The 23,567-nt window shown below is 59.3% G+C and carries 20 protein-coding genes and 1 pseudogene; 5 read left to right on the top strand and 16 right to left on the bottom strand.

What is annotated here, in order from left to right:
* The first annotated feature begins 38 nt into the window (after window positions 1-38).
* The gene (locus tag BC363_RS16590; protein WP_065784683.1) at window positions 39-1,037 is read left to right on the top strand and encodes a GlxA family transcriptional regulator; all 999 of its coding nucleotides are present in this window, start codon (window positions 39-41) and stop codon (window positions 1,035-1,037) included.
* A 168-nt stretch (window positions 1,038-1,205) separates the two neighbouring features.
* On the opposite strand, the gene BC363_RS16585 is transcribed toward BC363_RS16590, so the two are convergent.
* The 11 genes and pseudogenes from BC363_RS16585 to BC363_RS16535 form a co-directional block, all read right to left on the bottom strand.
* Window positions 1,206-1,670, bottom strand: a complete 465-nt coding sequence (locus tag BC363_RS16585; RefSeq protein WP_280137949.1) for a thioesterase family protein — start codon at window positions 1,668-1,670, stop codon at window positions 1,206-1,208.
* A 62-nt stretch (window positions 1,671-1,732) separates the two neighbouring features.
* Window positions 1,733-2,053, bottom strand: coding sequence for a 2Fe-2S iron-sulfur cluster-binding protein (locus tag BC363_RS16580; protein WP_065784681.1), 321 nt, complete (start codon window positions 2,051-2,053; stop codon window positions 1,733-1,735).
* A 12-nt stretch (window positions 2,054-2,065) separates the two neighbouring features.
* Window positions 2,066-3,298, bottom strand: a complete 1,233-nt coding sequence (locus tag BC363_RS16575; RefSeq protein ID WP_065784680.1) for an FAD-dependent oxidoreductase — start codon at window positions 3,296-3,298, stop codon at window positions 2,066-2,068.
* Window positions 3,299-3,317: 19 nt separating this feature from the next.
* On the bottom strand, window positions 3,318-4,253 hold the full coding sequence (locus BC363_RS16570; RefSeq protein WP_065784679.1) for a 3-hydroxyacyl-CoA dehydrogenase NAD-binding domain-containing protein: 936 nt from the start codon (window positions 4,251-4,253) through the stop codon (window positions 3,318-3,320).
* Window positions 4,253-5,007 (bottom strand): annotated as a pseudogene (locus tag BC363_RS36360) (SDR family oxidoreductase). Before BC363_RS36360 ends, BC363_RS16570 begins: the two are co-directional and overlap by 1 nt.
* Window positions 5,000-6,421 carry an aminobutyraldehyde dehydrogenase gene (locus BC363_RS16560; protein WP_065784678.1) on the bottom strand — a complete coding sequence of 474 codons (1,422 nt, stop codon included), beginning with the start codon at window positions 6,419-6,421 and terminating at the stop codon, window positions 5,000-5,002. The pseudogene BC363_RS36360 and the gene BC363_RS16560 overlap by 8 nt, the downstream one beginning before the upstream one ends.
* A 2-nt stretch (window positions 6,422-6,423) precedes the next feature.
* Complete coding sequence (locus tag BC363_RS16555; protein ID WP_065784677.1) at window positions 6,424-7,353, bottom strand: 3-keto-5-aminohexanoate cleavage protein; 930 nt, start codon at window positions 7,351-7,353, stop codon at window positions 6,424-6,426.
* A gap of 2 nt (window positions 7,354-7,355) precedes the next feature.
* A complete protein-coding gene (locus BC363_RS16550) occupies window positions 7,356-8,267 on the bottom strand; it encodes an SDR family oxidoreductase (RefSeq protein WP_244519890.1) in 912 nt (303 codons plus the stop codon).
* 20 nt (window positions 8,268-8,287) lie between these two features.
* The gene (locus tag BC363_RS16545; RefSeq protein ID WP_065784676.1) at window positions 8,288-9,427 is read right to left on the bottom strand and encodes a ring-hydroxylating oxygenase subunit alpha; all 1,140 of its coding nucleotides are present in this window, start codon (window positions 9,425-9,427) and stop codon (window positions 8,288-8,290) included.
* Between the two features lie 488 nt (window positions 9,428-9,915).
* Complete coding sequence (locus tag BC363_RS16540; protein ID WP_065784675.1) at window positions 9,916-11,049, bottom strand: aminotransferase class V-fold PLP-dependent enzyme; 1,134 nt, start codon at window positions 11,047-11,049, stop codon at window positions 9,916-9,918.
* A gap of 177 nt (window positions 11,050-11,226) precedes the next feature.
* Entirely contained in the window at window positions 11,227-12,249 is a 1,023-nt protein-coding gene (locus tag BC363_RS16535; RefSeq protein ID WP_065784737.1) for a GlxA family transcriptional regulator, read from the bottom strand.
* A gap of 98 nt (window positions 12,250-12,347) precedes the next feature.
* On the opposite strand from BC363_RS16535, the gene BC363_RS16530 reads away from it, so the two are divergent.
* Genes BC363_RS16530 through BC363_RS16515 form a run of 4 tightly spaced genes read left to right on the top strand, consistent with a single transcriptional unit; the run spans window position 12,348 to window position 17,554 of the window.
* Window positions 12,348-13,310 (top strand): ABC transporter substrate-binding protein, encoded by a 963-nt coding sequence (locus BC363_RS16530; RefSeq protein ID WP_065784674.1) that lies wholly within the window; start codon window positions 12,348-12,350, stop codon window positions 13,308-13,310.
* Between the two features lie 11 nt (window positions 13,311-13,321).
* Entirely contained in the window at window positions 13,322-14,383 is a 1,062-nt protein-coding gene (locus BC363_RS16525; protein WP_065784673.1) for a betaine/proline/choline family ABC transporter ATP-binding protein, read from the top strand.
* A complete protein-coding gene (locus BC363_RS16520) occupies window positions 14,355-16,490 on the top strand; it encodes an ABC transporter permease subunit (protein WP_244519889.1) in 2,136 nt (711 codons plus the stop codon). Before BC363_RS16525 ends, BC363_RS16520 begins: the two co-directional genes overlap by 29 nt.
* 41 nt (window positions 16,491-16,531) lie before the next feature.
* Window positions 16,532-17,554: a GlxA family transcriptional regulator gene (locus BC363_RS16515; protein WP_065784671.1), complete on the top strand. Its 1,023-nt coding sequence runs from the start codon at window positions 16,532-16,534 to the stop codon at window positions 17,552-17,554.
* A 436-nt stretch (window positions 17,555-17,990) separates the two neighbouring features.
* On the opposite strand, the gene fghA is transcribed toward BC363_RS16515, so the two are convergent.
* The 5 genes from fghA to BC363_RS16490 all read right to left on the bottom strand — a co-directional run bounded on the left by fghA (window position 17,991) and on the right by BC363_RS16490 (window position 23,565).
* Entirely contained in the window at window positions 17,991-18,827 is an 837-nt protein-coding gene (gene fghA, locus BC363_RS16510) for an S-formylglutathione hydrolase (RefSeq protein ID WP_065784670.1), read from the bottom strand.
* A 173-nt stretch (window positions 18,828-19,000) separates the two neighbouring features.
* A complete protein-coding gene (locus tag BC363_RS16505) occupies window positions 19,001-20,128 on the bottom strand; it encodes an S-(hydroxymethyl)glutathione dehydrogenase/class III alcohol dehydrogenase (protein WP_065793310.1) in 1,128 nt (375 codons plus the stop codon).
* Between the two features lie 65 nt (window positions 20,129-20,193).
* Complete coding sequence (locus tag BC363_RS16500; RefSeq protein WP_065785465.1) at window positions 20,194-20,841, bottom strand: glutathione S-transferase; 648 nt, start codon at window positions 20,839-20,841, stop codon at window positions 20,194-20,196.
* Between the two features lie 12 nt (window positions 20,842-20,853).
* On the bottom strand, window positions 20,854-22,620 hold the full coding sequence (locus BC363_RS16495; RefSeq protein ID WP_065785466.1) for a Rieske 2Fe-2S domain-containing protein: 1,767 nt from the start codon (window positions 22,618-22,620) through the stop codon (window positions 20,854-20,856).
* 42 nt (window positions 22,621-22,662) lie between these two features.
* Complete coding sequence (locus BC363_RS16490; RefSeq protein WP_065785493.1) at window positions 22,663-23,565, bottom strand: aromatic ring-hydroxylating dioxygenase subunit alpha; 903 nt, start codon at window positions 23,563-23,565, stop codon at window positions 22,663-22,665.
* Window positions 23,566-23,567 lie beyond the last annotated feature (2 nt).

Raw genomic sequence — 23,567 nt, 5'->3', positions numbered from 1 at the left:
GCGCGAGCCAACCAGTTCGCTAGTTAGGAAACTCCTCGATGACGACGAACCTGAAACCCATAACCCCTGCCGCGACGGTCCGCCTCAAGATCGGCTTCGTGCTCGCACGTTCATTCACACTCTCGGCCTTCGCCCTCTTCATCGATACGCTTAGGCTGGCAAGCGACGAGCTCGATAAATCGGGCCGCGTGCGTGCCGATTGGCAGGTCCTCGGCAACACACGCCACCTGATCGCATCCAGCTGCGGGGTTCAGGTGGCGCCAACGTCCGGCCTCGTCGATCCCGGGCAGTTCGACTACATCGTCATAGTCGGCGGCCTTCTCAAGAACGAGCACCCGATCGATGATGAGACGGTCGCCTTCCTGAAAAAGGCAGCCGCCAAGAAAGTGCCTTTGATCGGCCTGTGCACCGGGACCTTCATCCTGGCGGAGGCGGGGCTCATGGCGGGGCACGTCGTCTGTGTCAGCTGGCTCCACTATCAGGCATTCCGCGAGCGCTTCCCGGATCTGAAGGTGCGCTCGGATCGCCTCTTCAACCTCGACCGCACCCGTGGGTCCTGCGCCGGCGGCAGCAGTGCGGCCGACATGGCAGCCCATATCGTTCGCCTCCATATCAGCAGGGAGGCGGAACGCAATGCGCTCGAGGTCCTGCAGATCGACAGGGCCCGTTCGCATCTTCATGTCCAGCCAAGAAAACCGCTCGCGATCGAGAGCAACGACCCCCGCCTGAACGCTGCCCTTATCATCATGGAGCAGAATACCGAGAACACGATCTCGATCCCTGAACTAGCGGCCTCCGTCGGCCTGTCACGGCGTCAGCTCGAGCGCCTGTTCATGGAAAAGGCGAAGATGTCGCCGGCGCACGTCTACAGAAAATTCCGGCTGGAACGCGCCAAGCGCCTTCTCACCCAGACCGATGCTTCACTCATTGAAATCGCCCTCGACGTCGGCTTCGAAAGCGCTGGGCATTTCTCCAGGATGTTCGCCAAGACCTTCGGCCAGTCGCCGCGCGAGTTGCGAGCGACGCTGTCGAAGTGAGCCTTCACGCTGCTTGCGGGTTGCGCGGAAACGGGCTTTTGGTAAGGGGACCCCACCGACATTCCTCCGTGGTCAATCCAGGAAAAAGGTCCGCAAGCAATGATAGCCGGTTCGGTGGCTGTGGGCCCACTCTGTTTCATTGAAGCTCGCTAAAGGGGTGCGGATAAATCATCGCAGTCTTGTATGTCGCAAAGGCTGGCGAAGGACACTGCCTACCCGTTCCGCTACTGGCAGTTCGTTCTGATTAGCGAAAATGGATGCCACTTTAGTGAGCATGTCACCGCTTGCCGCACAGCTTTTGGAATGGGCGACATGCAATGCCAGATGCTCCGCTGTCGCTAGCAGTTTCCCTCCGGATTCAAAGAGGCGACGAAATAGATGTAGGCGCTTTTCATCGTATCCGAGAATTTCGGTCTCGGTCCAGAGACTGCCTCCGACATGTGTCTCTGCCAAATGCCTCAGATGAGTCTCCATTGTATAATAAGACCCTTCGGCAGCTTTTTCGAAGACCACCCCGAGCTTCGCATAAAGGGCATCCGAGCTATCGCTGAAGATGTGAAGGTATCTGTGCTCCGTCATGTGCCCGTTGTAGTCGAGCCACTCGGGAAGGACGGAACCCTCCCAAAGATACATAGCCGCTGGGGTCATTACGTTCGATTCCATTTGATCGTGCGCTAATCTGCGACAACGCGAGCTTACGACTGTCGTTCTGGGATTCTTACGCTCAGTCCGTCGATTGCCTCCGACAGCCTGATTTGACACGACAAGCGCGAGCTCTCGCGAACGTCGTGTGCGAAATCGAGCATATCCTTTTCGATATTGTTGGGCGGCCCGACCCGCTCTCTCCATTCCTCGTCCACGTAGACATGGCAGGTGGCGCAGGCACACGCGCCACCACATTCCGCCTCTATGCCGGGGACAGAATTCCGAACCGCATTCTCCATCAGTGTCGTTCCGGTGGCCGCATCTAATTCGAATGGCGTTCCGTCGAAGGTGGATATGGACAACTTCACCATTGTACGGTCCCCCTATAGCAATGACTTGAGATCGACCGTCGTATCGGCGACCACGACCGGTGCCGGTGACTTGCCCGCTTCGATCATCCGCTTGGCGGCCATGTAGACCCTCGGGTCGTTCATGGCGTCGACGGCCAGAAGCTCGTCACCGCGGTAGTACCAATAGGAGACTGCATTGCCGGCTCCATGGCGGGTCGCCACCCTGTCGTATCCCGTGGAGAGGCCAGCGATCTGCAGTTTGACGTCAAACTGGTCTGACCAGAACCAGGGCTTCGCCAGGTATCCGGCGGAATCCCCGAGCATCGCCTTGGCTGCTGCTTCTCCCTGATCGATTGCATTGCCTACGCTTTCCAGGCGGATTCGGCCTGCCCTCCACGGAAATGAAGCGCAATCCCCCGCCGCGAAGACGTGCGGGTCCGAGGTCCGGCAGTTCGCGTCCACCACGATGCCATTGTCGACGTCGATGCCTGCATCGCGCGCAAGCTCGACATTGGGATGAACTCCGATCCCGACAATGACGAAGTCAACCCGGAGAACAGAGCCATCGGAGAGTTCGGCCGCCCGAACATGACCGTCTTCGCCGGTAAGGCGCCTGATCCCCGTTCCCTCGAGCACGGTGACATCGTGAGACCCATGCAGCTCTCTGAAGAACCGTGAAGTCTCAGGGCTAGCGACGCGCTGCAGGATGCGGTCTGAAGCCTCGATGAGAGTGACCTGGAGTCCAAGCTTGGACGAAACGGCAGCCGCTTCCAGGCCGATGTAGCCGCCGCCGATGATCAGGACACGCTGCCCCTCGCGGAAACAGTGCGCCATCGAGTTGATGTCGGCGAGATTTCGGACGTAGAAGACGTCGCCCAAGTCCCCGCCGATCTCGGCAGGCAGCAACCTCGGGCGTGCACCTGTCGCCAGAAGCAGACGGTCGTAGGCGACTTCTGATCCGTCCGCCATCGCCACCTTTTGCGTGGACCTGTCTATGGCCTCGACCGTCGATGACAGCCTCAACTCGATGCCCTTTTCCTCGTAAAAGCTCAGGGGCCTGAAATAGAGTCTCTCCTCGGTCGTTTCGCCGAGGAGGAACCCCTTCGAGAGCGGCGGCCTTTGGTAAGGCGGATGGTTTTCGTCGCCGATCAAGGTGATCGACCCCATATGTCCGAGCGCGCGGAGTTTGGCACATGCGGAAAATCCCGCCTGACCTGCACCGATCACCACAATCCGGGAGGTCTGATCAACCCGACCGTCTTCCATGTTGCCGTCCTTCTAATGTTTAGTTGGCTCGGAGCGGAGCCATTGCCTTCTGGATGCTGGCGATGAGAGCGTCGCGCTGCTCGGAGAGATCGGCTGGCGACTGCCCGTTGGCCTCCTGCTTGACGCCAGAGACGAGAGTCTCCGCCAACGTGGGGTCTAGGTGCAGCACGCCAAGGTCATCCCACCAGCGATTGAAGCTATCGGTGTAGCGTTCGCAGAAGGCCGCAAGACCGCCCTCGCCGGCACCGAGGTGGAAGAGCATCGTCGGCCCCATTGCGGCCCAGCGCAGACCCGGACCGGCCCACATAGCCTTGTCGACGTCCTCGACGGAGGCCACGCCCGTTTTGACGAGATGAATGGCCTCGCGCCAGACGGCAGCCTGCAGTCGATTGGCGACGTGGCCCGGGACTTCGTGGTTGACGCGGATCGTCACCTTGCCGACCGCTGCGTAGAAGCCTTCCGCGGCTTCCACAACGCCATCGGCGGTCTGTTCATTGCCCATGACCTCGACGAGCGGAATCAGGTGGGGCGGATTGAACGGATGGCCAAGGACGAAGCGCGACGGATCACGCCAACCGCCCTGCATTTCGGAAAGCGTCAGGCCCGAGGCCGACGTGGCGACGACAGCGTCGGCCTCGAGATGTTTTTCGATTTCACCGTAGAGAGCATGCTTGATAGCGAGCCGCTCCGGAACGTTCTCCTGCACGAAAGTCGCGCCTTCAACCGCTTCGACGGCAGATTTGCAGAAGCGAACTCGGTCGGGACTACCTCCCTTGACCAGACCAATCTGCTCAAGGGTTGGCCACGCGCGCTCGACGTAATCACGAACGCTCTTTTCCGTGTTCGGGGAGATATCGTGAACCGCGACGTCCCGGCCGGAGGCGAGAAACAAGGCGGTCCAGCTGGCACCAATTACCCCAGCGCCGAGCACGGCAGTATTTTTGAATTCAGTCATCAGAGTAACCCAGGTTGGAGTGGAGAGGCGGCTGTCAGTCCACCGTCGATGGTGACCAATTGGCCGGTTACGAATAACGCCTGATCGGAGACGAGCCAGGCTACGGTGTTTGCGATATCGGACGGCGTTCCAAACCTGCGAGCGGGATGGCGGGCAATCGCGTCCGCTTTCGCTTTCTCGGGGTCCTCAGCCAAAGCAAAGCCGCTTTCGGCCATGGCAGTCATGATCCAGCCCGGACAAACAGCATTGCAGCGTACAGCCGGGCCGTGATCGACGGCGATCGAGCGGGTGAGACTGTGAACGAAGCCTTTCGAGGCGTTGTAGATCGCCATGGACGGATCGGCCACGTGTCCGGAAATCGAGCCGAGGTTTACGATAGACCCGCCGGATTTCTCCATTATTGGCAACACGGCGCGGGACATATTGAAGACGCCCCGGCAGTTGATGTCGATAACGTTCGACCAGGTTCGTCGGTCGTGTCGCGCACGGTCTTTTCGACCTGCACCCCGGCATTGTTTACCAGGATGGATACGGGTCCGTATTTGCTGGCAGTTTCGACGGCCCTGTTTGCATCGCCGCTCCAGGAGACGTCGGCGCGAACCCAAACGACGTCATCGTCCAACCCTTCCGGTCTCGCGCTGCGCCCGCACGCGACCACCAAGGCACCGTCCTCCCGCAGTCGACGGACGATGGCCGCGCCAATTCCGCGCCCGCCGCCAGTAACAATCGCAACCTTCTGGAAATCGTTATCCATGGGACACCATCACGTGACGGACCGAGGTATAGGCGTCGAGCGCGTGGATCGACATGTCCGATCCCGTTCCCGATCCTTTCATGGCCGCCCAAGGCATCTCGGGGGTCGCCACGCCGTGGGTATTGACCCAGGTGAAGCCGTATCGAAGACGGCTGGACACATCCATCGCCCGGCCGACGTTCCGAGTCCACACGGACGACGCTAGTCCGTATCGTCCGGCGTTAGCGATTGAGACCGCCTCCTCCGCGTCTGAGAAACGGGAGATCGTCACCACCGGCCCGAAGATTTCGGAGCAGGCAACCTCGGCGTTGTGATCGACGTTTGCGATTACGGTCGGCTGATAGAAGAAGCCCTTCCCCTCGCCTCGTTTGCCACCTGTCACGATGTCGCAACTGGAGCGAGCCCGCTCGACGAAGCCTTCAACGCGTTCCAACTGCATGGCGGAGACGACCGGCCCCATCTGCGTGCCTTCGGCCTTCTGGGGTCCAATCTTGATCTCGGAGACTTCCGTCGCGGCCGCTGCCACCAGTTTGTCGTAAATGCCGTCCTGGACGAACAACCTGCATGGCTGGGCGCAGTCCTGGCCCGCGTTGAAGAAGCTGCCGTATCGGATGACCTGGACAACGGCATCGATATCAGCGTCGTCAAAGACGATTACCGGTGCTTTGCCTCCGAGTTCGAGATGAACGTGCCTGATCTGATGCGAGGCGGCCCTCATCGCCGCCATGCCCGTCGCAGGCGAACCTGTAACGGCGATTGCTTCGACTTGCGGCGCATTGATTAGCCTGTCGCCGATCGTCGCCCCACGACCATGGACGATGTTGAAGACGCCCTTCGGGAGGACGTCGGCGAGTAGCTCGCCTAGCTTGAGCGTCGAAAGAGGCGTGATTTCCGAAGGTTTGAGGACGGTGGTGCACCCGGCGGCAACGGCGGCTGCGAGTTTCCACGACAGCATCATCAACGGATAGTTCCAAGGGGTGATCGCCGCCACCGGACCGACGGCTTCGCGTCGGATCATGCTAGTGTGTCCGGCGACGTACTCACCAGCGGCAGGTCCTGTCATCGTACGGGCACCGCCGGCGAAGAAGCGGAAGGTGTCGATCGTCAGCGGCATCTCATCGTCGTGTGCTGATGGCAAGGGCTTGCCGACGTCGAGACTTTCAAGCTCCGCCAACTCGGTGCTGTTGGACTCGATGACGTCTGCGATCTTCAGCAGGAGGTTTGCGCGTTCCTTCGGCGTCGTCCGCGAAAACTTGTCAAAGGCCTTGGCTGCGGCGTCGACGGCCGTGTCGACCTGCTCTGGGCTGGCCTCCTGGACGCTTGCAATCTCCCCGGCCGTGGCCGGGTCGACAATCGACAGTGCTTCGCCACTGCCTCGAACGAGTTCGCCGTTTATGAGGAGTTTGGTTTGCATGGTCAGAACGCCACCTGATCGCCACCCTTGAGTCCCAGTCGCTGACGCGCCTCTTCCGGCGTCGCGACCGTTCTTCCAAGGTTCTCGACGATGGACCTGATCTTGCGCACCTGTTCGGCGCTGGATTTCGCCTTCTGGCCAGGTCCGATGTAGAGGCTGTCCTCCATGCCGACCCGCAGGTTCCCACCGAGGAGGGCAGCCTGCGTCGTAAACGGAATCTGATGCCTGCCCGCGGCCAGCACCGACCACTCGTAGTCGTCACCAAAGAGCTTGTTGGCGATCGTGTGCATGTGCACGAGGTTGTCGAGATCAGGACCGACGCCGCCGAGAATGCCGAAAACCATCTGGACGAAGAACGGAGGTTTTATCCAACCCTGATCGATGATCCAGGCGAGATTGTAGAGGTGACCGAGATCGTAGCACTCGAACTCGAACTTGGTGCCGTGGCCCTCGCCCAGTTCCTTGATCGTGTATTCGATGTCCGCAAAGGTGTTCCGGAAGATGAAGTCCCTGGTGGATTCGAGGAAGGTGGGTTCCCACGAATGCTTCCAGTCCTTGTACTTCTGCATCATCGGGAAAATGCCGAAGTTCATCGAACCGACGTTGAGCGATGCCATTTCCGGGCTCGTCCGGGTGGCGGCGCGCAGGCGTTCTTCGCGAGTCATGCCGAGCCCGCCGCCGGTGGAAACGTTGAGCACCGCGTTAGAAGCCTGCTTGATGCGCGGCAGGAACTCCATGAAGAGGTCCGGATTTGGATCGGGCTTTCCGTTTTCGGGATTGCGCGCGTGGAGGTGTATGATCGCCGCGCCCGCTTCCGCTGCCTCGATACTCGCCTCAGCGATTTGAGACGGCGTGATCGGCAGGTACTCAGACATGGTCGGGGTGTGGATACCGCCCGTCGGCGCGCAGGTGATGATTACTGACTTAGACATATTTAGAGCCTCATTTGCTGAACTTGCGCCGACAGACCACCGTCGAGCACCCACAGTTGTCCGCTGGCGTATCTGGCCTCGTCGCTCGCCAGCCAGTTCACCAGGTTTGCGATATCTTCCGGCGTGCCGTAGTTCCGGATCGGGTGAACGTTGCGGACGGCTTCCTTGAGGGTGTCGATCGTGCCACCCTTCCCGCCCGAGCCTGCCCCGGCGAAAAAGCTCTGGAGCATCGGTGTGTCGATGTAGCCGGGGCAGATCGCATTGACGCGTATGCCTTCCGGGCCGTGATCGCAGGCCATCGCACGTGTCAGCGCGTGAACCGCGCCCTTCGTCGCGCAGTAGGCGGCTAGACCTGGATCGGCAATGAAACCGTCGTAGCTGCCGAAGTTGATTACGGACGCGGTAACGCCGCCCTTCGTGGCATTCCTGAGAAGCGGCAGCGCGTGCTTCGAAGCCAGGAACGTTCCGGTCACGTTGACAGCGAAGCTTCGATTCCACTCCTCCAACGTTGTATGCTCGATCGTCTTCTCGATCTCGATGCCAGCCGCGTTGACGAGGACGTCGAGCTTGCCTGCCTCGTTCATGACCGTAGCCATGACCGAGACCGCGTTCTCTTCCGACGTGACGTCGAGCTTTATGAACTTGGCGCCATCATCAGCGACCGAAGTCATGCTGCCGGCGTCCGACAGGTCAGCCGCATAAACGACCGCCCCTTCCTTGATGAATCTATCGCAGATCGCGCGGCCGATACCGCCACGTCCCCCGGTGACGAGCGCCACCTTTCCTTCTAGTTTTCCTGTCATCGACGGCTTCTTTTCTTCTGGCGTAGAGCGCATCGGTGGGCAGCGTGAGTTCTCGCTTTCCACCGATAGGTTTTGGACAACCTCCCGCTGGCCAATTGGCTGCTCGGCCATTGGGAGGCGAAGCCGGGTGCTTACGGAGCACTCTTCGCGTACGCTTCGAGAACGAGCCCGTGGAAATGATGCACGGCATGCTCGGACTGGCCGGAGCCGTCAGGGTCGTTGACGATGCGGCCCTGGCTGAAGGCCGGCGTGTTCATGCCCTTCTGGACGCTCTCCACGATCTTGATGTCTTCGACCTGCAGAACCTCGTCGAGGTACTTGATCGTCTGGAGTTCCATCTCGTTCGGGTTGGTGTCCTCCAGGAAGAAGTCGTAGGTCTCCAGCGTCCGGTCGGGGCCGGCCGGGATGATGTTCAGAATGATCATCGAGGAGCGACCCGGATATCGCATGATGCAGGTGTTCGGCCACAGCCACCACACGGCGTGCGTCGTCACCGTGGCGTTCGAGACGTCGTAGGCGCTGTTCGCGTTCTTGCCGGCATCGGCCATATGGCTGGAGTAGATGCCCTGCGTCGTCACCTTGTAGGTGTCCATATCGACCAAGGTGCAGAAGTCCTTGTGGGCCGTCGGGCAATGATAGCACTCGAGGAAGTTGTCGACGACGTTCTTCCAGTTCGACTTGATGTCATAGGTAAGGCGCTTGGCGAACGTCAGTTTATCGATGTCGGGGGCCCAGTGCCTGATCTCCGTTTCGAGGTCACCCGTCTGCGAACGAAGCGAAGCAGCGTTGGGGTCGAGATTGACGTAGATAAAGCCGCAGAATTCCTCCACCTGAACCTGGTCGAGGCAGATTTCCTTAGTATCAAAATCCTCAAGCGTTTCGGTATGAGGCGCACGGACGAGCTGTCCATCGAGCTTGTATGTCCAAGCGTGATAGGGACACATAATTCGGCTCGTGTTGCCCTCGCCGCTCAACAGCTTATGGGCACGGTGTTTGCAGACGTTGTAAAACGCTCGCAGCACGCCTTCACGGTCGCGTACGACCGCGATTGGCTGCCCGGCAATTTCGACGGTGACGTAAGACCCCGGAGTACGAACTTTCTGGACATGACAGACCCACTGCCACGTCTTGGCGATGATCTCCTTGAGATCGACGGCGTGCCAACGCGGATCAACATAGGCGTCCTTGTGCAACGAAAGGGAACGGGACGCGTTCGGCGAATAGCCCTTTTGGATGGCGGCAAATTCTTCCTTTGATGGCAGGACGGTCATGGCTGCTCCTCTCTCGTTTCCCGCATTCGCTTGGTGCGGAATGTCTGTTTTGATGCCCAAGCTTCGCGCTGACCTCCTCCACCGTCTGTGCGCGAACCGCCATGAATTTGATATTTTTCGCCGCCGTGTTCGGCGAACTAGGATCGTTGCCGCAATCTATCGAAACGGCATACGGGCCGCGGGATCGGACGTGATCTTCATCGTGCGGTGTGGCTGAAGCAGCTAAGTGCGGCGGCTAATGAGAGAAAGCAGGGCGATATGGCCGATGCCTTGTCGTAGGGTGAATACAAGTCATCCAGCTCCGGATCGGTGCTATGCCGATGCCGGACGCGGCTCGAAATTAGGCCAATAGAAATTTCGGCTCTTGGCGTGTGAAGTCCGCCGTGGATTCAAACCACGATTTGGTCGAGGTAGTAGTTATGTCCGGCATCGGAAATGCACGGAAGTCTAAAATGGTCAAATAACAGCCGCACGCTAGACATCTCTCGTCACGAACCGGACATCACGGCGATGATCTGCTCAATTTCATCGGAGGTATTGTAGTAGTGTGGCGACACCCGAACTGCTTCATTGCGAACGCTAGCGTAGATTCCGTTGGCCGTTAGCGTCGAGTGCAACTCCGAGGTGGGCACCCCAGGCTTTTTGAGGATGTTGATGCCTGATCGGAATTTGTCGTCGAACTGATAGACCGGCTGAAGGCCCTTGCTCAGGGCTTGCTCGCGAAGCAAATCGCTCAACGACAAAATCCTCTCCTCAATCCAGTCGATCCCCAGTTCATCGATCTGGGCAAGTCTCTCAGCCAGACCAAGGATGCCCGACCCATTGGCCGTACCCGGCTCAAACCGACGCGCATCCGGCAGAAAGTCGAGTTTTCGGTTGAAGGCAAAGGGATCGTTCACGCTGAGCCAGCCGACAATCCGTGGTGTTATCGAGTTCAAAGCCCGGTCGGAGAAGCTGGCGAAGCCGATCCCGCGAGGTCCCATCATCCATTTATGAGCGCTGGCAACGAGAACATCAACACCGGACGCTCCTACATCAAGTTTTATGGCCCCGGTGGACTGAGTGCCATCCACCACGAGGAGAGCACCGGCTGCGGTACAGATTTCCCCAAAAGCAGCAACGTCAACGCGGAAACCGCTATAGAACTGGACGTGGCTTACAGCGACAACTCGGGTACGGCTATCGGTAACCGCACGGACTTGGCTGGGCTCAATCCTACCTCCCGTCGAAGTTACCTGCCGAACCTCGACGCCCATGTCGGTCAATTGAACCCAGCACAGATAGTTGGACGGGAACTCATCGGCGCAAACTACGATGTTATCACCCGGTAGCCAATCGACGCCCAGGGCAACGAGAGACAGACCGTGCGCCGTATTCTGAACGTAAGCGATGCTCTGCGGAGTTGATCCAACAAGTTTTGCCGCAAGAGCGCGACCTTTGTCGAAATACGGCAGAGAAGCAGCACGGTACTCCCTAAGGTTTTCTGAGAAAATCTTGTTGTATTGCTCGCTCGCCAACTGAACCCGAATGGGTATTGGGGCAACAGAAGCGTTATCAACATAGATTTTGTCGTGAATGTACGGGATATCGCTCCGCAGCTGCTGAATTTTTTCGTTATTCATTGGGAGTCCTCACCTGCTCATTCACCAGCGCAACACTAAGCGGCTGACAGGGAGCAAACAAGCATCCCGCCATCTAAGTTCGCCGAGTCGACGATCAGTCTTCGCAAATAACCCTCGATGACCGGGCCGAAAACGGTACCAGATAACCTGGCTTGATCCCGCCGGCCGCCCCAGTCATCAGACCGCCCCCGACTGCTTTCTGTGCATCGGCCATGCTCGGAACTCAAACGGTATTCGCCCGTCGATTCTGTCGGTTCGCGGGGATAGCCCGAATCGCTCCCGGTAGGCTCTACTGAAGTGCACCTGGCTGGCGAACCCCGAGGCGATGGCAATTTCCGACATCGGCATGTCGGTCTGCGTTACGAGTCCGCGAGCGCGGTCCAGACGGATGTCGCGGTAATAGATCGCAGGGGACTTGCCGACATATTTCAAGAAAAGTCGGTTGAGCTGACGATGGGAAATCCGGACCCGGTCGGCAATGTCGGGTATGGCGAGCGCGTCCTCGAGGTGCTGCTCCATGACAACAATTGCCTGCCTGATCGAGGCTGGAACGTGGCTTCCCAGGGGCTCGACGTTGGCGGGGTTCTGCGGGGTTCCCGCTGGCCTCAACAGGGGATGGAAAATGTACCGGGCTGCGGCGTTGGCCAGCGCGTCACCCGAGATAGCCTGGATGACGTGAAGCGCGATGTCAGCCGACGCGATCCCGCCCGAACATGTGAACTGTTTTTCGTCACGGACAAAGATGTCTTCCGAAACCTCGATGTCTTCATGCAGTTCCTTGAGCGCGTCGATATGCTCATAATGGACGGTCGCGCGCTTGCCGCTGAGAAGACCGGCATCGGCGAGAATGAAGGCCCCTGTGTCGAGACCGCCCATGATGCTTCCTGCCCTCGCCCACTTTCGTAATGTGGCCAGCAGTTGCGGTGTGGCAGCTGCTTCCGGTGTCCAGCTCGCGGACATAACGACGATGTCGAACTGATCGTTCTGGATATCGCTCAGGCGCTGAGTGTCGACGGCGAAGCCGTTGCTTGCCATGCATGGCCCACCCTTTACAGACACCAGTTGCCATCGAAACCGGGTATCCCCCTCGAGATAGTTCGCCGCGCGAAAAGGGTCGATGAAGGCAGCCGTAGCCGCGACGTTAAAGTTCGGCGTGACGAGGACCAGTATCTGGACGGTAGAGTTGTATTTCTCTGACATGGCCGAAAATGTAAAACCAGTGTCGTGAAATGTTAAAACACGCCCCCGCTTTATGCAACAATTTTGGAAGGGAACAAATACAAACTGGGAGATCAATAATGAACAAGGTTTCAAAACTTGTCTCGACGTGCGCTGTCCTGACGCTGCTTTCCGGAGCCGCTTATGCCGCCGAACTGGGCGCTGTCGACGAGCCGATCAAGCTTGCCATCAACGAATGGACAGGCCAGCAGATCACCACCCGCATCGCCGGGCAAATGCTGCAAGCTGCCGGATACAAGGTCGAATACGTAACCGCGGGCTACCAGAATATGTGGCAGGCCGTTTCCGAGGGCCAGATTGACGCGGCCCTCGAAGTTTGGGGTTCCAACGTCACCGAGCAATACAAACAGCTCAACAAAGAGGGTAAGGTCGAGGACCTCGGTGAACTGGGTCTCGTGGCGCGCGAAGGTTTCGCTTATCCAGCCCATGTTGCAGAGCTGTGTCCCGGCCTCCCCAAGTGGGAAGCTCTGAAGGACTGCGCCAACGTCTTCGCGACTGCCGAGACGCTTCCTGAAGGTCGTCTTGTCGACTACCCGGGTGAATGGGGCACGCCAGGAGCGGACCGTATCAAAGCCCTCGGCCTCCCCTTCAAGGCAATCCCCGCGGGTTCAGAGGGAGCGCTCGCCGCCGAGTTCAAGGCGTCTGTCGAACGCAAGACGCCGCTGGTTGCCGTATTCTGGCAGCCGCACTGGGCGATCGCGGCATACGATCTCAAGTTCGTCGACCTTCCCGAAGGCAAGCAAGAATGTTTCGATGATCCGGCTTACGGCCCGAACAAGGACGCGACCGGTGACTGCGACTTTATCCCGACGCGTGTCTTCAAGGCGGCATGGCCGGGTCTCAAGGAAAAGTGGCCGGCCGCATATGAAATCCTGAAGGGATTGAAGCTGTCCACGGAGGAGCAGCAGCCTCTCATGGGTGCGGTCGACGTTGATGGAAAATCAGCCGAAGACGTCACGAAAACCTGGATCGAAGCGAATTCGGCGGCCTGGAAGCCCGTCGTTGAGGCGGCGACCAAGTGAGGTCAGGGCCGATGTTGCAACAACTCCCGCCTCCGGCGATTTCATGCAAAGGTGTTTGGCAGGTCTACGGTGCAAACCCAGAGCAAGGACTTAAACAAGCTCTGTCGAATGCTGGCGGAAACGCCGACGAGGCGGCCCGACTGCTTCGCCAACGCGGGCTGGTTCCAGCGGTACAAGACGTCACCTTCGATGTCCTCGAGGGCGAAGTCTTCGTTATCATGGGCCTTTCGGGTTCGGGGAAATCCACCCTCATCAGGACGATCTCCCGCCTCGTACAAGGCACGGCTGGATCGATTCTGATCAGTGGAGAGGACATCCTCACCGCGAGCAAGCAGCGGCTGATCGAGTTGCGCCGAAACAAGCTGGGCATGGTGTTCCAGCATTTCGGGCTCTTTCCCCACATGACCGTCTGCGAAAACGTCGGGTTCCCGCTGAAAATGCAGGGGGCGGACAAAACCTCACGTCGGAAACGCGCCCTCGAAGTGCTGGAACTTGTAGGGCTTTCCGGCCGAGAGGACGCCTATCCCCGTGAGTTGTCAGGCGGACAACGGCAGCGCGTCGGAATCGCCCGCGCTCTGGCCGTCAATCCAGACCTCTGGTTCCTCGACGAGCCCTATTCGGCCCTCGATCCGCTGATCCGTCGCCAGCTCCAGGATGAATTTCTGAGGATTCAGGCGGGCCTGCAGAAGACCTCCGTGTTCATCACCCATGATATCACGGAGGCGCTTAAACTAGCCGACCGGATCGCGATCATGCGCGATGGCAAGATCGTACAGATCGGGACCCCGGACGAGATCATCGTCAATCCAGTCGATGACTATGTGCGCGAGTTTAGTCGGGACGTCCCCAAGGGCAGGTATTCACATGTCAGCTCGATGATGAGCCTGCCGGATCGCCTCCCGAATATGCCGGACGATCCCAAGATCGGCGCGGAGATGACAGTCGATGACGCCTTGGCCTCGTGCATGGCTCTCTACCAGCCTGTTCCCGTCTGGGGAGCCGACGGGAAGATGGCGGGGATAGTCCATCCGAGCCAATTGGCGAGTGCGCTCCAATCCGAGCGACCTGCGTGAAACCGACTGCATTATGAACGGTCCGCCCCAGCGGACCGTCCTGAACAATAAATCGGGAACCGGAGAAATCTCCATGAAACGCCCCACCCCAGCGGTTTGGGCGGCGCTGACTGCTGTCCTTGTCGGAGCTGCCTGCATCACGTTGTCGCCCTATTTCCACTGGGTCACTTCCTGGCCGGCAGGGGCGACCCTTCCCGTCACGTCATGGATCGGAACCGGCCTTACGGCCGCATTCGAATTGCTCAAGCCTCTCGCACGCACGATTTCGACACTGCTTTCGTATCCGATGATGTTTGCAAACACGGTGCTGGTGAACTCGCCGTACTCCCTCACCATCGGGATTCTTACTGCACTTGGTTGGTACCTCGGGGGCATCCGCCTGACGCTTCTGGTCGTTTCCGGTCTGGGCTTCGTCCTCTTCAGCGGCTACTGGATCGCCAGCATGAACACCTTGGCGCTCGTGTTCGTCTCGGTGCCCTTCGCCCTCCTGGTCGGATTCGCCGTTGGCCTGCTAGCGAACGAATTCAAATCGATTAACCGCGTCGTCGAAACCACGCTCGACGTCATGCAGACAGTACCGACGTTCGCATATCTCACGCCGCTCCTGCTCCTTTTCGGCTTCGGCCCGGTAGTCGGCCTCATAGCCTCGATTATCTATGCCGCCCCTCCGATGGCCCGGAACGTTATGCTTGGTCTTCAGAGGGTCGAACCGGAGATCAAGGAAGCGGCGATCATGAACGGCGCGACGCGGGTCCAGCAGCTATTCTTGATCGAAGTACCTTCGGCCGCCAGGCAGATCATGGTCGGCGTCAACCAGACCATCATGGCGGCTCTGTCCATGGTCATCATCGCAGCGGTGATCGGCGGATTCAACGACATCGGTTGGGAAGTCCTGCTGACCATGCGCAAGGCGGCTTTCGGGCAGAGCTTGGTTGCGGGCCTCGTCATCGTCATTTTCGCGATCTTGGCGGACCGAATGAGCGGCGCGTTGGCGCAATCGGAGGTGCGGTACTCGTGGAGAATCGCGCTCGCCGTGGTCCTGGTTTCGGTTGCCTTGGCGACGGTGGAGCGCAGCCTCCTACCTGGGCCCGACTCCTATTCCGCCTTCAAAGGTCTTGCCGCCGCGGCCGACAGTTATCTCAACGCTTTCACGGCTGCCAACGGCCTCGTGTTGGACGCGGTCAAGAACGGCGCAATGTTCTTTGTCCTGCTGCCCTTGAAGATCGGTCTCGACCAGGCAGTGCTCCCGTTCACCTGGGGCTTCATGTGGACGAAATGGATGAGTGCCACCGTCTATGCAGTCTTCGGCGTTATCGCAGTCGTAATGGCACTTCGTGGCCGGGCGGTCCTCGGCCTGTCGCTTCTCATCGCTTCTGGCGTCATGATTGTCGGCATCGCGAACCTACCATGGCCGTTCATGCTGGTTTCTCTCGGCGCGCTGGGCTGGGTTGCCGGCGGACCCAAACTCGCTGCGTTCGCCGTCACCATGATAATGGCGATCCTGTTGATGGGATTGTGGGAGCCCGCGCTCCTGTCATTGTACCTGTGCACGGCGGCGGTATCGGTGTGCGTGGTGCTTGGCGGTCTGATTGGGCTGGTGTCATCCGTCAGTCCGGCGACCTGGAGCGTCGTACGGCCGGTCTGCGACTTCTTCCAGACCATTCCGCTCTTTGTCTTCCTTATTCCCGTCCTGATGTTCTTTCAGATCGGTGAGTTCTCGGCGTTCCTGGCGATATGCGCCTACGCGATCGTGCCAATGGTTCGCTACACGTATCATGGCCTGACATCGACCCCGGAAGAACTCCTCGAGGCGGCAGTCGCGTCCGGCGCGAGCGACTGGCAGGTAATGCGGGAGGTGCGTATTCCCTACTCGCTGCCCACCATTCTCCTCGGGCTGAACCAGACGGTTCTGTATGCCTTTTCGATGCTTGTGATCGCCGCACTGATCGGAACGACCGACCTCGGCCAGCAGATATATCTCGCTCTAGGCCAGGGCGATGTCGGCCTCGGCGTGGCGGCCGGAGCGGCGATGGCAATTCTGGCTCTAGTTGCGGATCGTTTGGTTCAAGCCTTTGCCATGAAGCAACGCCAGGCGCTTGGGCTTTAGAGATTAGTTTCAAACCAGCTATCTTCGACTTGGAGGCACCGATGACAACGACATCGGACACGAGAAAATTGTTCCTTTTTTACCTTGCGCCGGAATTCACTCTGCTCGCCTTTACCTCTGCTCTCGAAACTTTGAGGTTGGCGAACCAAGTGATCGGGGACGAGGTCTATGAATGGCGCATTGTCACAAGCGACGGCAAGGCTGTCCGGGCAAGCTGTGGTCTCTCGATAACCCCGGACCTTGCCCTGGTCGAGGCACGAAAGCTAAGGGCGAGCGGCGTAAAGCTCGGCATGGCGATCGTCTGCGCAGGTCGGAATGTCCAGAAACATCTCGACAGGTCGCTCGACCAATGGCTTCGCGAATGCCGCTCGCAACGAATCCCGTTAGGGGCAATCTGCACTGGTCCCCATTTGCTCGCGAAAGCTGGGTTGCTTGTAGATAAGCGCTGCACGATCCATTGGGAAAACTATCCGTCTTTCGCGGAAGCCTTCTCCGACGCCCAGGCGCGGCCACAGTTGTATGAAGTCGACGACGGCATCTACACATGCGCCGGCGGCACTTCTTCACTCGACATGATGTTGCACATCGTTTCCGAACATCACGGCTCTGAGGCAGCGCGGAAAATCTGCCAACAGGCTATCGTCGGAACTGTCAGGCATCGGTCGGAACGCCAGCGGCTTCCGTTTTCGCTCTCTCAAGATATTAAGCACCGCACGCTTCAGGCCGCAATTGAACTGATGGCAGAGAACGTAGCACAAACGCTTCCGCTAGCGTTCCTCGCAAAAAAGGTCGGCATTTCGCGTCGGCAACTGGAACGCCAGTTCCAGACAAGCACCGGCTGCAGTCCAAGTCGCTTCTACGTGAAGCTGCGGGTTGAACGCGCCAGAGCACTGTTGGAACAAACAGCGATGCCTGTTGTAGAAGTCGCTATCGCCTGCGGTTTCACTTCGGGTTCCCACTTTGCGAAGGTGTACCGCACAAGTGAGGGCGAGTCGCCCATACAAACCAGAAAGCCCCAACGCTCGAAAGACCGAATGGCGTCTAGCGCCGTGATGTCAGGATAGGTGGCATATCACCGCGACGCGCTCGGAGACATATGTACGTCTGTCTTACTTACGCGCTGACTATGTGGGCTCAAGCGGATATCTCGGCGTGAGCTATAGGTCTGGTGTGCAGTGTTTTCGAGCTGTTCGTCGAGCCGAGGAGCCGACGAAAAACGCCATCGAGTCTGTCGGGGGGACGCAATCCCAGATGATCGGTCAGTTCCCAACGATACATTATGCGATTTTTCGAGCTCGGAACGGGAACATCGGTCAGGAGATCGCGACGACGAGGCTATATCGGCTTTCACTGCATCCCAAAAGCGCTCAAGGGGGCGAAACTCGCCATCTGATCGCGGCGCCATGGAACGCTTGCCGCGGGAGTTAAGGTGATTGCTAAATTGCGGACTTTCGCGCAGCCACTACAGCTCGGCACGGAACTTAGCATGGCGCCGGGTGGCTATCCGGTAAGCCGCTCCGCGTGCCACCGCAGATGATCCTCCATGAATGTCGAGATGAAATAATAGGAGTGATCATACCCAGCTTGATGGCGCATTGTGAGCGCCATGTTCGCTTTTCTGCAGACCTCCTCGAGGCACCAGGGCCGAAGTCCGTCCGTCAGGAATGGGTCATTCTTTCCCTGATCGACCAGTAACTCCTTGAACCGATGGCCATCCTCGATAAGAGAAACGGCATCGTAACCGCGCCAAGTTGCCTCGTCGGCTCCTAGGTATTTCCGCAGGGCTGGTTTTGACCACTCGGCTTCGGTAGGGCGAACGATCGGCGCAAGGGCTGAGCAGCTCCTGAACCAGTCGGGCTGCCGCAACGCCATGACCAGCGCCCCGTGGCCGCCCATCGAGTGACCGAATATCCCCTGACGCTCCATATCGGCGTTAAAATTTGCGCCGACAACTGCCGGAAGCTCGTCCGTCAAGTAGCTGTACATCCGATAGTGCTTGGCGAAAGGGGGTTGTGTTGCGTCGAGGTAAAAGCCAGCACCACAACCAAATTGCCAATTGTCCGGCTCGTCTGGCACATTCTCTCCACGCGGGCTGGTGTCCGGGCAGACTATGATCAGTCCCAGTTTGGCTGCGAGCCGCCGGTACTCCCCCTTCTCGACAACATTTGCCGGGGTGCATGTCAGCCCCGATAGATACCAGAGAACCGGCCGCGGTGAATGCTCGGCCTGCGGGGGAACAAATACGGCGAAGGTCATTTCGCAGGCACAGGTGGTTGAGGCATGTGAATACACGCCCTGGACACCTCCATGGGATCTCGCGGTAGAAACGATCTTCATGCTGTTGTCCTTCTCTCAGCGGATCAGGGAAGTCGCGGCGGCGCAATCGGTGTTTGGAGAAGCAATTGCGCCGCCACTGGCGCCGGTGGCTGGAGGAACCGTATCCCGGCGCGTCCGAGACATGCTGGTAGCGATTGGACCTCCTATCGCGCCCCGAGGCCTCGTCCTCGTGTCTAGTATAGAACGACCGTGCGGATGCTTTCTCCTTGGCGCATCAGCTCGAAGCCCCTGTTGATGTCTTCGAGCGCCATGGTGTGGGTGATCATCGGGTCGATCTCGATCTTGCCCTCCATGTACCAGTCGACGATAGCAGGCACGTCGGTGCGACCGCGGGCGCCGCCGAAGGCGGTGCCCATCCAGCTGCGGCCGGTGACGAGCTGGAACGGCCGGGTGGAGATTTCCTGGCCGGCGCCGGCAACGCCGATGACCACCGACTTGCCCCAGCCGCGATGCGAGGCCTCGAGCGCCTGACGCATCACCTTGGTGTTGCCGGTGCAGTCGAAGGTGTAGTCGGCGCCGCCGATCTGGTCGGCCCCGCGCTTCGTCATGTTGACGAGGTAGGGCACGATGTCGTCGCCGATCTCCTTGGGGTTGACGAAGTGGGTCATGCCGAAGCGTGTCCCCCATTCCTTCTTGTCGTTGTTGAGGTCGACGCCGATGATCATGTCGGCACCGGCAAGCCTGAGCCCCTGGATGACGTTGAGGCCGATGCCGCCGAGGCCGAAGACGATCGCGGTTGCACCCATCTCGACCTTGGCGGTGTTGATCACCGCGCCGATGCCGGTGGTGACGCCGCAGCCGATGTAGCAGATCTTGTCGAAGGGCGCGTCGGGGTTGACCTTGGCGACGGCGATCTCCGGCAGCACGGTGTAGTTGGCGAAGGTGGAGCAGCCCATGTAGTGATGGATCTTGTCCTTGCCGATCGAAAAGCGTGAGGTGCCGTCCGGCATCAGGCCCTGGCCCTGGGTCGAGCGGATCGCCGTGCACAGATTGGTCTTGCGCGACAGGCATGACGGGCAGGCGCGGCATTCCGGTGTGTAGAGCGGGATGACATGATCGCCCTTCCTGACCGAGGTGACGCCGGGGCCGATATCGACGACGACGCCGGCACCCTCATGGCCGAGGATCGCCGGGAACAGACCTTCGGGGTCGGCGCCCGACAGCGTGAAATCGTCGGTGTGGCAGATGCCGGTGGCCTTGACCTCGATCAGCACCTCGCCGGCCCGCGGGCCTTCGAGCTGAACCGTCATGACCTCGAGCGGCTTGCCTGCCTGAACGGCAACGGCGGCGCGTACATCCATCTATTTTCTCCCTGCAATTTGTTTCGTTGGCAGAACGCGAGTTGGACCGTCTCCAATCCCAATGCCTATGCCGCCTTAGCGGGGCCGGCGGGAAACACGCCCGACATGACAATGAACCCCTTGAGCCGCTTGACCCGTTCGCACCAGCGACGGATCGCCGGATAGTCCTGCCTGGAAATGCCCCCCTCCTCCGAAAGCATGATGTAGGGGAAGCACGCGATGTCGGCGATCGTTGGTTGGCTTGTGGAACAGATCCATTCGCGCCCTTGCCGCTCACCGAACCAAAGATGTTCATCGAGGATCCGGAACAGCCGATGGGCGCCGGCGCGCGCAGCGTTGATGTCGAAGTCGTAGAACAAGGCATCGTGCAGACGGGCAGCCGAGGCGGTGCCCGTAATGCCATCCGCAAATGCAAGCCATTGGGTGATCTCGCCCAGGAGTTCAGGATTGTCGCGCGGGTACCAGGTTCCGGCAGTGTCGTATTTGGCGGCGAGGTAGACGAGGATCGCCTGAGCGTCGCGCAGCACCAAACCGTCATCATCGATGACGGGCAGTTGACCGAGCGGATTGAGTTTCAGGAACCAGCCGGCCTTGTGTTCGCGGCCCGGATAGAAGTCGACGGGAACGGTGCTGTATTCGACCCCCAGGATGCTCATCAGCAGCCGGAGCTTGTAGCAATTGCCCGATAATTCATAATCGTAAAGCTTGATCATGTTTTGATTTCCTTACACGTCGAGGACGAGACGGGCTGACTTGCTGCGGGAAACGCAGGTCATGATCTTCGTGCCGGATTCTCGCTCGGATGGGCTGAGATAGACGTCCTGGTGATCCGGTTCGCCTTCAATGACGGTCGCAAGACAGGTCCCGCAGGCGCCCTGCTCGCAAGATGACGGCAAATCGACACCCGCTTCGCGCATCGCTTCGAGGATGGACTGCCCGGCCGGCACCTTGATGGTCAAACACGACCGGGCCAGAGCAACTTCGAAGCTCGAACTGTCGTCGATCACGTTGGTGTTCTTGAAGTACTCGAAATGCACCGCAGTCTCGGGCCAACCAACCTCGGCCGCCAGGGCGCGCGTCACTTCCAGCATCGGTCCGGGGCCACAAACATAAAGCTGCGTGTCCGGGCGATAGGGCGACAGAAGTCGGCGCAATTCGCTGGCAGTGTCGTCAGGTGATAGCCCGAGATGGGGCTTCACGGCATCACCGAGCGCCTGCCTGCTCTCGACGAATGCGAGTTGCTGTTCGTTCTGAGCAAAGTAGTGCAGTTCGTAGGCGAGGCTCTGGTTGTTCAGCGCCTTTGCCATCGCCAGCAACGGCGTCACGCCAATGCCGCCGGCAACGAAGATGGTCTTCAGGGCGTCGCGTCGCAGCGGAAAATTGTTCCTTGGCTCGGAGATCGCCAGCACATCTCCTTCACGGACGCTGTCGTGAAGGCACTGGGATCCACCCCTCGATGCCGGATCGAGCTTCACTCCGATGGTGAAGCAGTCCGTTTCACCAGGTCCATTGGTAATCGAATATTGACGGATAAGACCGTTCGGAAGATGTACATCGATATGAGCACCGGGCTGGAACGTCGGCAGAAGACCTTTGATGGGTCGGAGTTCGAAGGCCATGATGGCATCGGCAGTCTGCCACTTTCGCGCAACTTGAACACGGATCGCCGCTTTGCGTCCACGGCTGTCCAGCTCAGGCAGACTGGCAAGCTCTTCGGAGACCCGCTCGAAGATCGGTTCGATCGGCGCAGGTATCGGCAGTGAGGCGGCTTCCTTCTCAATGTGTATACGCAATGCCGAGAGCGCCTCGTTGTGATGACGCAACACCGTCATCGCGTGGACAGTATCCGGCCTGCCATTAAGAACGCCTCGGATTATCGAACGGCCGGAATCCACCGGCTGAACGAAAAAGACACCAAGCGTTTCAGCCATGCCGTGGCGGCTCCTCAGAGCCACGACCGCTTCCGTCACTACCGCCAGTTCAACGCTGGCGTCCGTCCCATCGATCTCATCATTCGGTTGGAAGCGATAGGATCGCAACGTCTTAACAACCAGTTCTGCCGATGCATTGACAGGTATGGCGCGCAGCACGAGCAGGTCGTCTCCACTAAGCCCCTCGAACACGGGAAGATCGCCGTACGGCCCTTCGGACGACCACACCAAACCGTAGCGTTCGACAGCGGGGAACGACCGGTTGGTAATGGTCCGGGCAGGTGCGTCGGCGGGGTGGGCCGGAATATAGGTGCATCCGGCCGTGCGGTTCGAATAGCGCCAGCCGTGATATTGACATTTCAGCTCTCGGCCGTCGTTGATGCCAATCGATAGCCTGACACCGCGATGCAGACAGCGGTTTTCCCAGATATTGACGTATCCATCGTCTGCGCGCCACACAGCAAACTCCCGGCCAAGCAGTTGGCCGTGGAAGACATGGCGTAGCCGCAGGTCATCGGTTGCTGCGATCGGATGCCACCGGGTCCTCGCTTCTTCAAGCATCGTCGTCTCCAATTCATCGTCAGTGTTTCGTGTTGGCTGGGTTCAAATCGGAGCCGGAATGACCCCGTATTTGACACCCTTCCGGTTCAGCCAGCGGCGATAGGCGATGGCGGATTTATCTGCTCGGATCGGGGTCTCGGCTCTCGGATCGAGCGGCAGACGTTTGGGAAACTGGTTTTCCAGAATCGGCTTGTCCTGGCCGAAAATCGTCTGCTGAAACCGCTTGATCACCTTGTCTTCATTGTCCTCGTCGAGGATGCAAAGCATCATGTGCGCACGGACAGTCTCCTGGCTGAGAGGCTGCATGAACACGGCGATGACATCGTACCGGGCGCCGTCGACCGGGCTCGATTTATAGAGTACGGAGCAATAGGGGTGAGGCACGCGGTAGATGTACTCGACCTCGGCGCCGGTTTGGGAAGCGCTCGACGCCAAAGGCTGAAAGAAACGGCAGCGGGTTGCCAGGATTTCGTCCCTCTCGACCGAGATGTCGACATCGTATTCCTTGACCTCGGTGTGCGGTTCAACGCCCAGGATGTCGGTGTGGACATAGGGAAAATGACCCATGTCGAGGAAATTCTCGATCGCGCGCGGCGCTGACACATTGACCCCGAAGGTCGCTGCATTCAGGCGACGCCGATCGGTTTCGTCATACTCCGGGATGGGGAAGAGCTCGTCGGGAGGGCAACCGAGGGAGGCCCAGAGATAACCATAGGCGACCTTTGCCGGCAGCGAATTGCACACGGATGCCGCGTCGATTTTGTCGCCGGCGGCAAACTCGGCGCAAGACCGCCAAACGGCAACCGTACCGTCTGGCCCGACGGCGAGACTGAGCCGCTCCTCCAGAAGAACGGTATCGACAACCGTATCGACGGGGAGCTCCGCCAGCGCGCCCAGCGGGTGCCATAGGTTCAGGACGACGGAATCCGAACATCTAGTTGTCATCG

Origin of the sequence: Ensifer sp. LC384, from assembly GCF_001695865.1 — a bacterium.
Lineage (GTDB): Bacteria > Pseudomonadota > Alphaproteobacteria > Rhizobiales > Rhizobiaceae > Ensifer.
Note: the sequence above shows the minus strand (reverse complement) of the source record. Positions and strands in the feature narration are given on the sequence as shown.

Bases quoted from the DNA above. Each gene is read 5' to 3' on its own strand.
- BC363_RS16590 (WP_065784683.1), top strand. From the start codon at position 39: ATGACGACGAACCTGAAACCCATAACCCCTGCCGCGACGGTCCGCCTC.
- BC363_RS16585 (WP_280137949.1), bottom strand. From the start codon at position 1,670: ATGTATCTTTGGGAGGGTTCCGTCCTTCCCGAGTGGCTCGACTACAAC.
- BC363_RS16580 (WP_065784681.1), bottom strand. From the start codon at position 2,053: ATGGTGAAGTTGTCCATATCCACCTTCGACGGAACGCCATTCGAATTA.
- BC363_RS16575 (WP_065784680.1), bottom strand. From the start codon at position 3,298: ATGGAAGACGGTCGGGTTGATCAGACCTCCCGGATTGTGGTGATCGGT.
- BC363_RS16570 (WP_065784679.1), bottom strand. From the start codon at position 4,253: ATGACTGAATTCAAAAATACTGCCGTGCTCGGCGCTGGGGTAATTGGT.
- BC363_RS16560 (WP_065784678.1), bottom strand. From the start codon at position 6,421: ATGCAAACCAAACTCCTCATAAACGGCGAACTCGTTCGAGGCAGTGGC.
- BC363_RS16555 (WP_065784677.1), bottom strand. From the start codon at position 7,353: ATGTCTAAGTCAGTAATCATCACCTGCGCGCCGACGGGCGGTATCCAC.
- BC363_RS16550 (WP_244519890.1), bottom strand. From the start codon at position 8,267: ATGGCCGAGCAGCCAATTGGCCAGCGGGAGGTTGTCCAAAACCTATCG.
- BC363_RS16545 (WP_065784676.1), bottom strand. From the start codon at position 9,427: ATGACCGTCCTGCCATCAAAGGAAGAATTTGCCGCCATCCAAAAGGGC.
- BC363_RS16540 (WP_065784675.1), bottom strand. From the start codon at position 11,049: ATGAATAACGAAAAAATTCAGCAGCTGCGGAGCGATATCCCGTACATT.
- BC363_RS16535 (WP_065784737.1), bottom strand. From the start codon at position 12,249: ATGTCAGAGAAATACAACTCTACCGTCCAGATACTGGTCCTCGTCACG.
- BC363_RS16530 (WP_065784674.1), top strand. From the start codon at position 12,348: ATGAACAAGGTTTCAAAACTTGTCTCGACGTGCGCTGTCCTGACGCTG.
- BC363_RS16525 (WP_065784673.1), top strand. From the start codon at position 13,322: ATGTTGCAACAACTCCCGCCTCCGGCGATTTCATGCAAAGGTGTTTGG.
- BC363_RS16515 (WP_065784671.1), top strand. From the start codon at position 16,532: ATGACAACGACATCGGACACGAGAAAATTGTTCCTTTTTTACCTTGCG.
- fghA (WP_065784670.1), bottom strand. From the start codon at position 18,827: ATGAAGATCGTTTCTACCGCGAGATCCCATGGAGGTGTCCAGGGCGTG.
- BC363_RS16505 (WP_065793310.1), bottom strand. From the start codon at position 20,128: ATGGATGTACGCGCCGCCGTTGCCGTTCAGGCAGGCAAGCCGCTCGAG.
- BC363_RS16500 (WP_065785465.1), bottom strand. From the start codon at position 20,841: ATGATCAAGCTTTACGATTATGAATTATCGGGCAATTGCTACAAGCTC.
- BC363_RS16495 (WP_065785466.1), bottom strand. From the start codon at position 22,620: ATGCTTGAAGAAGCGAGGACCCGGTGGCATCCGATCGCAGCAACCGAT.
- BC363_RS16490 (WP_065785493.1), bottom strand. From the start codon at position 23,565: ATGACAACTAGATGTTCGGATTCCGTCGTCCTGAACCTATGGCACCCG.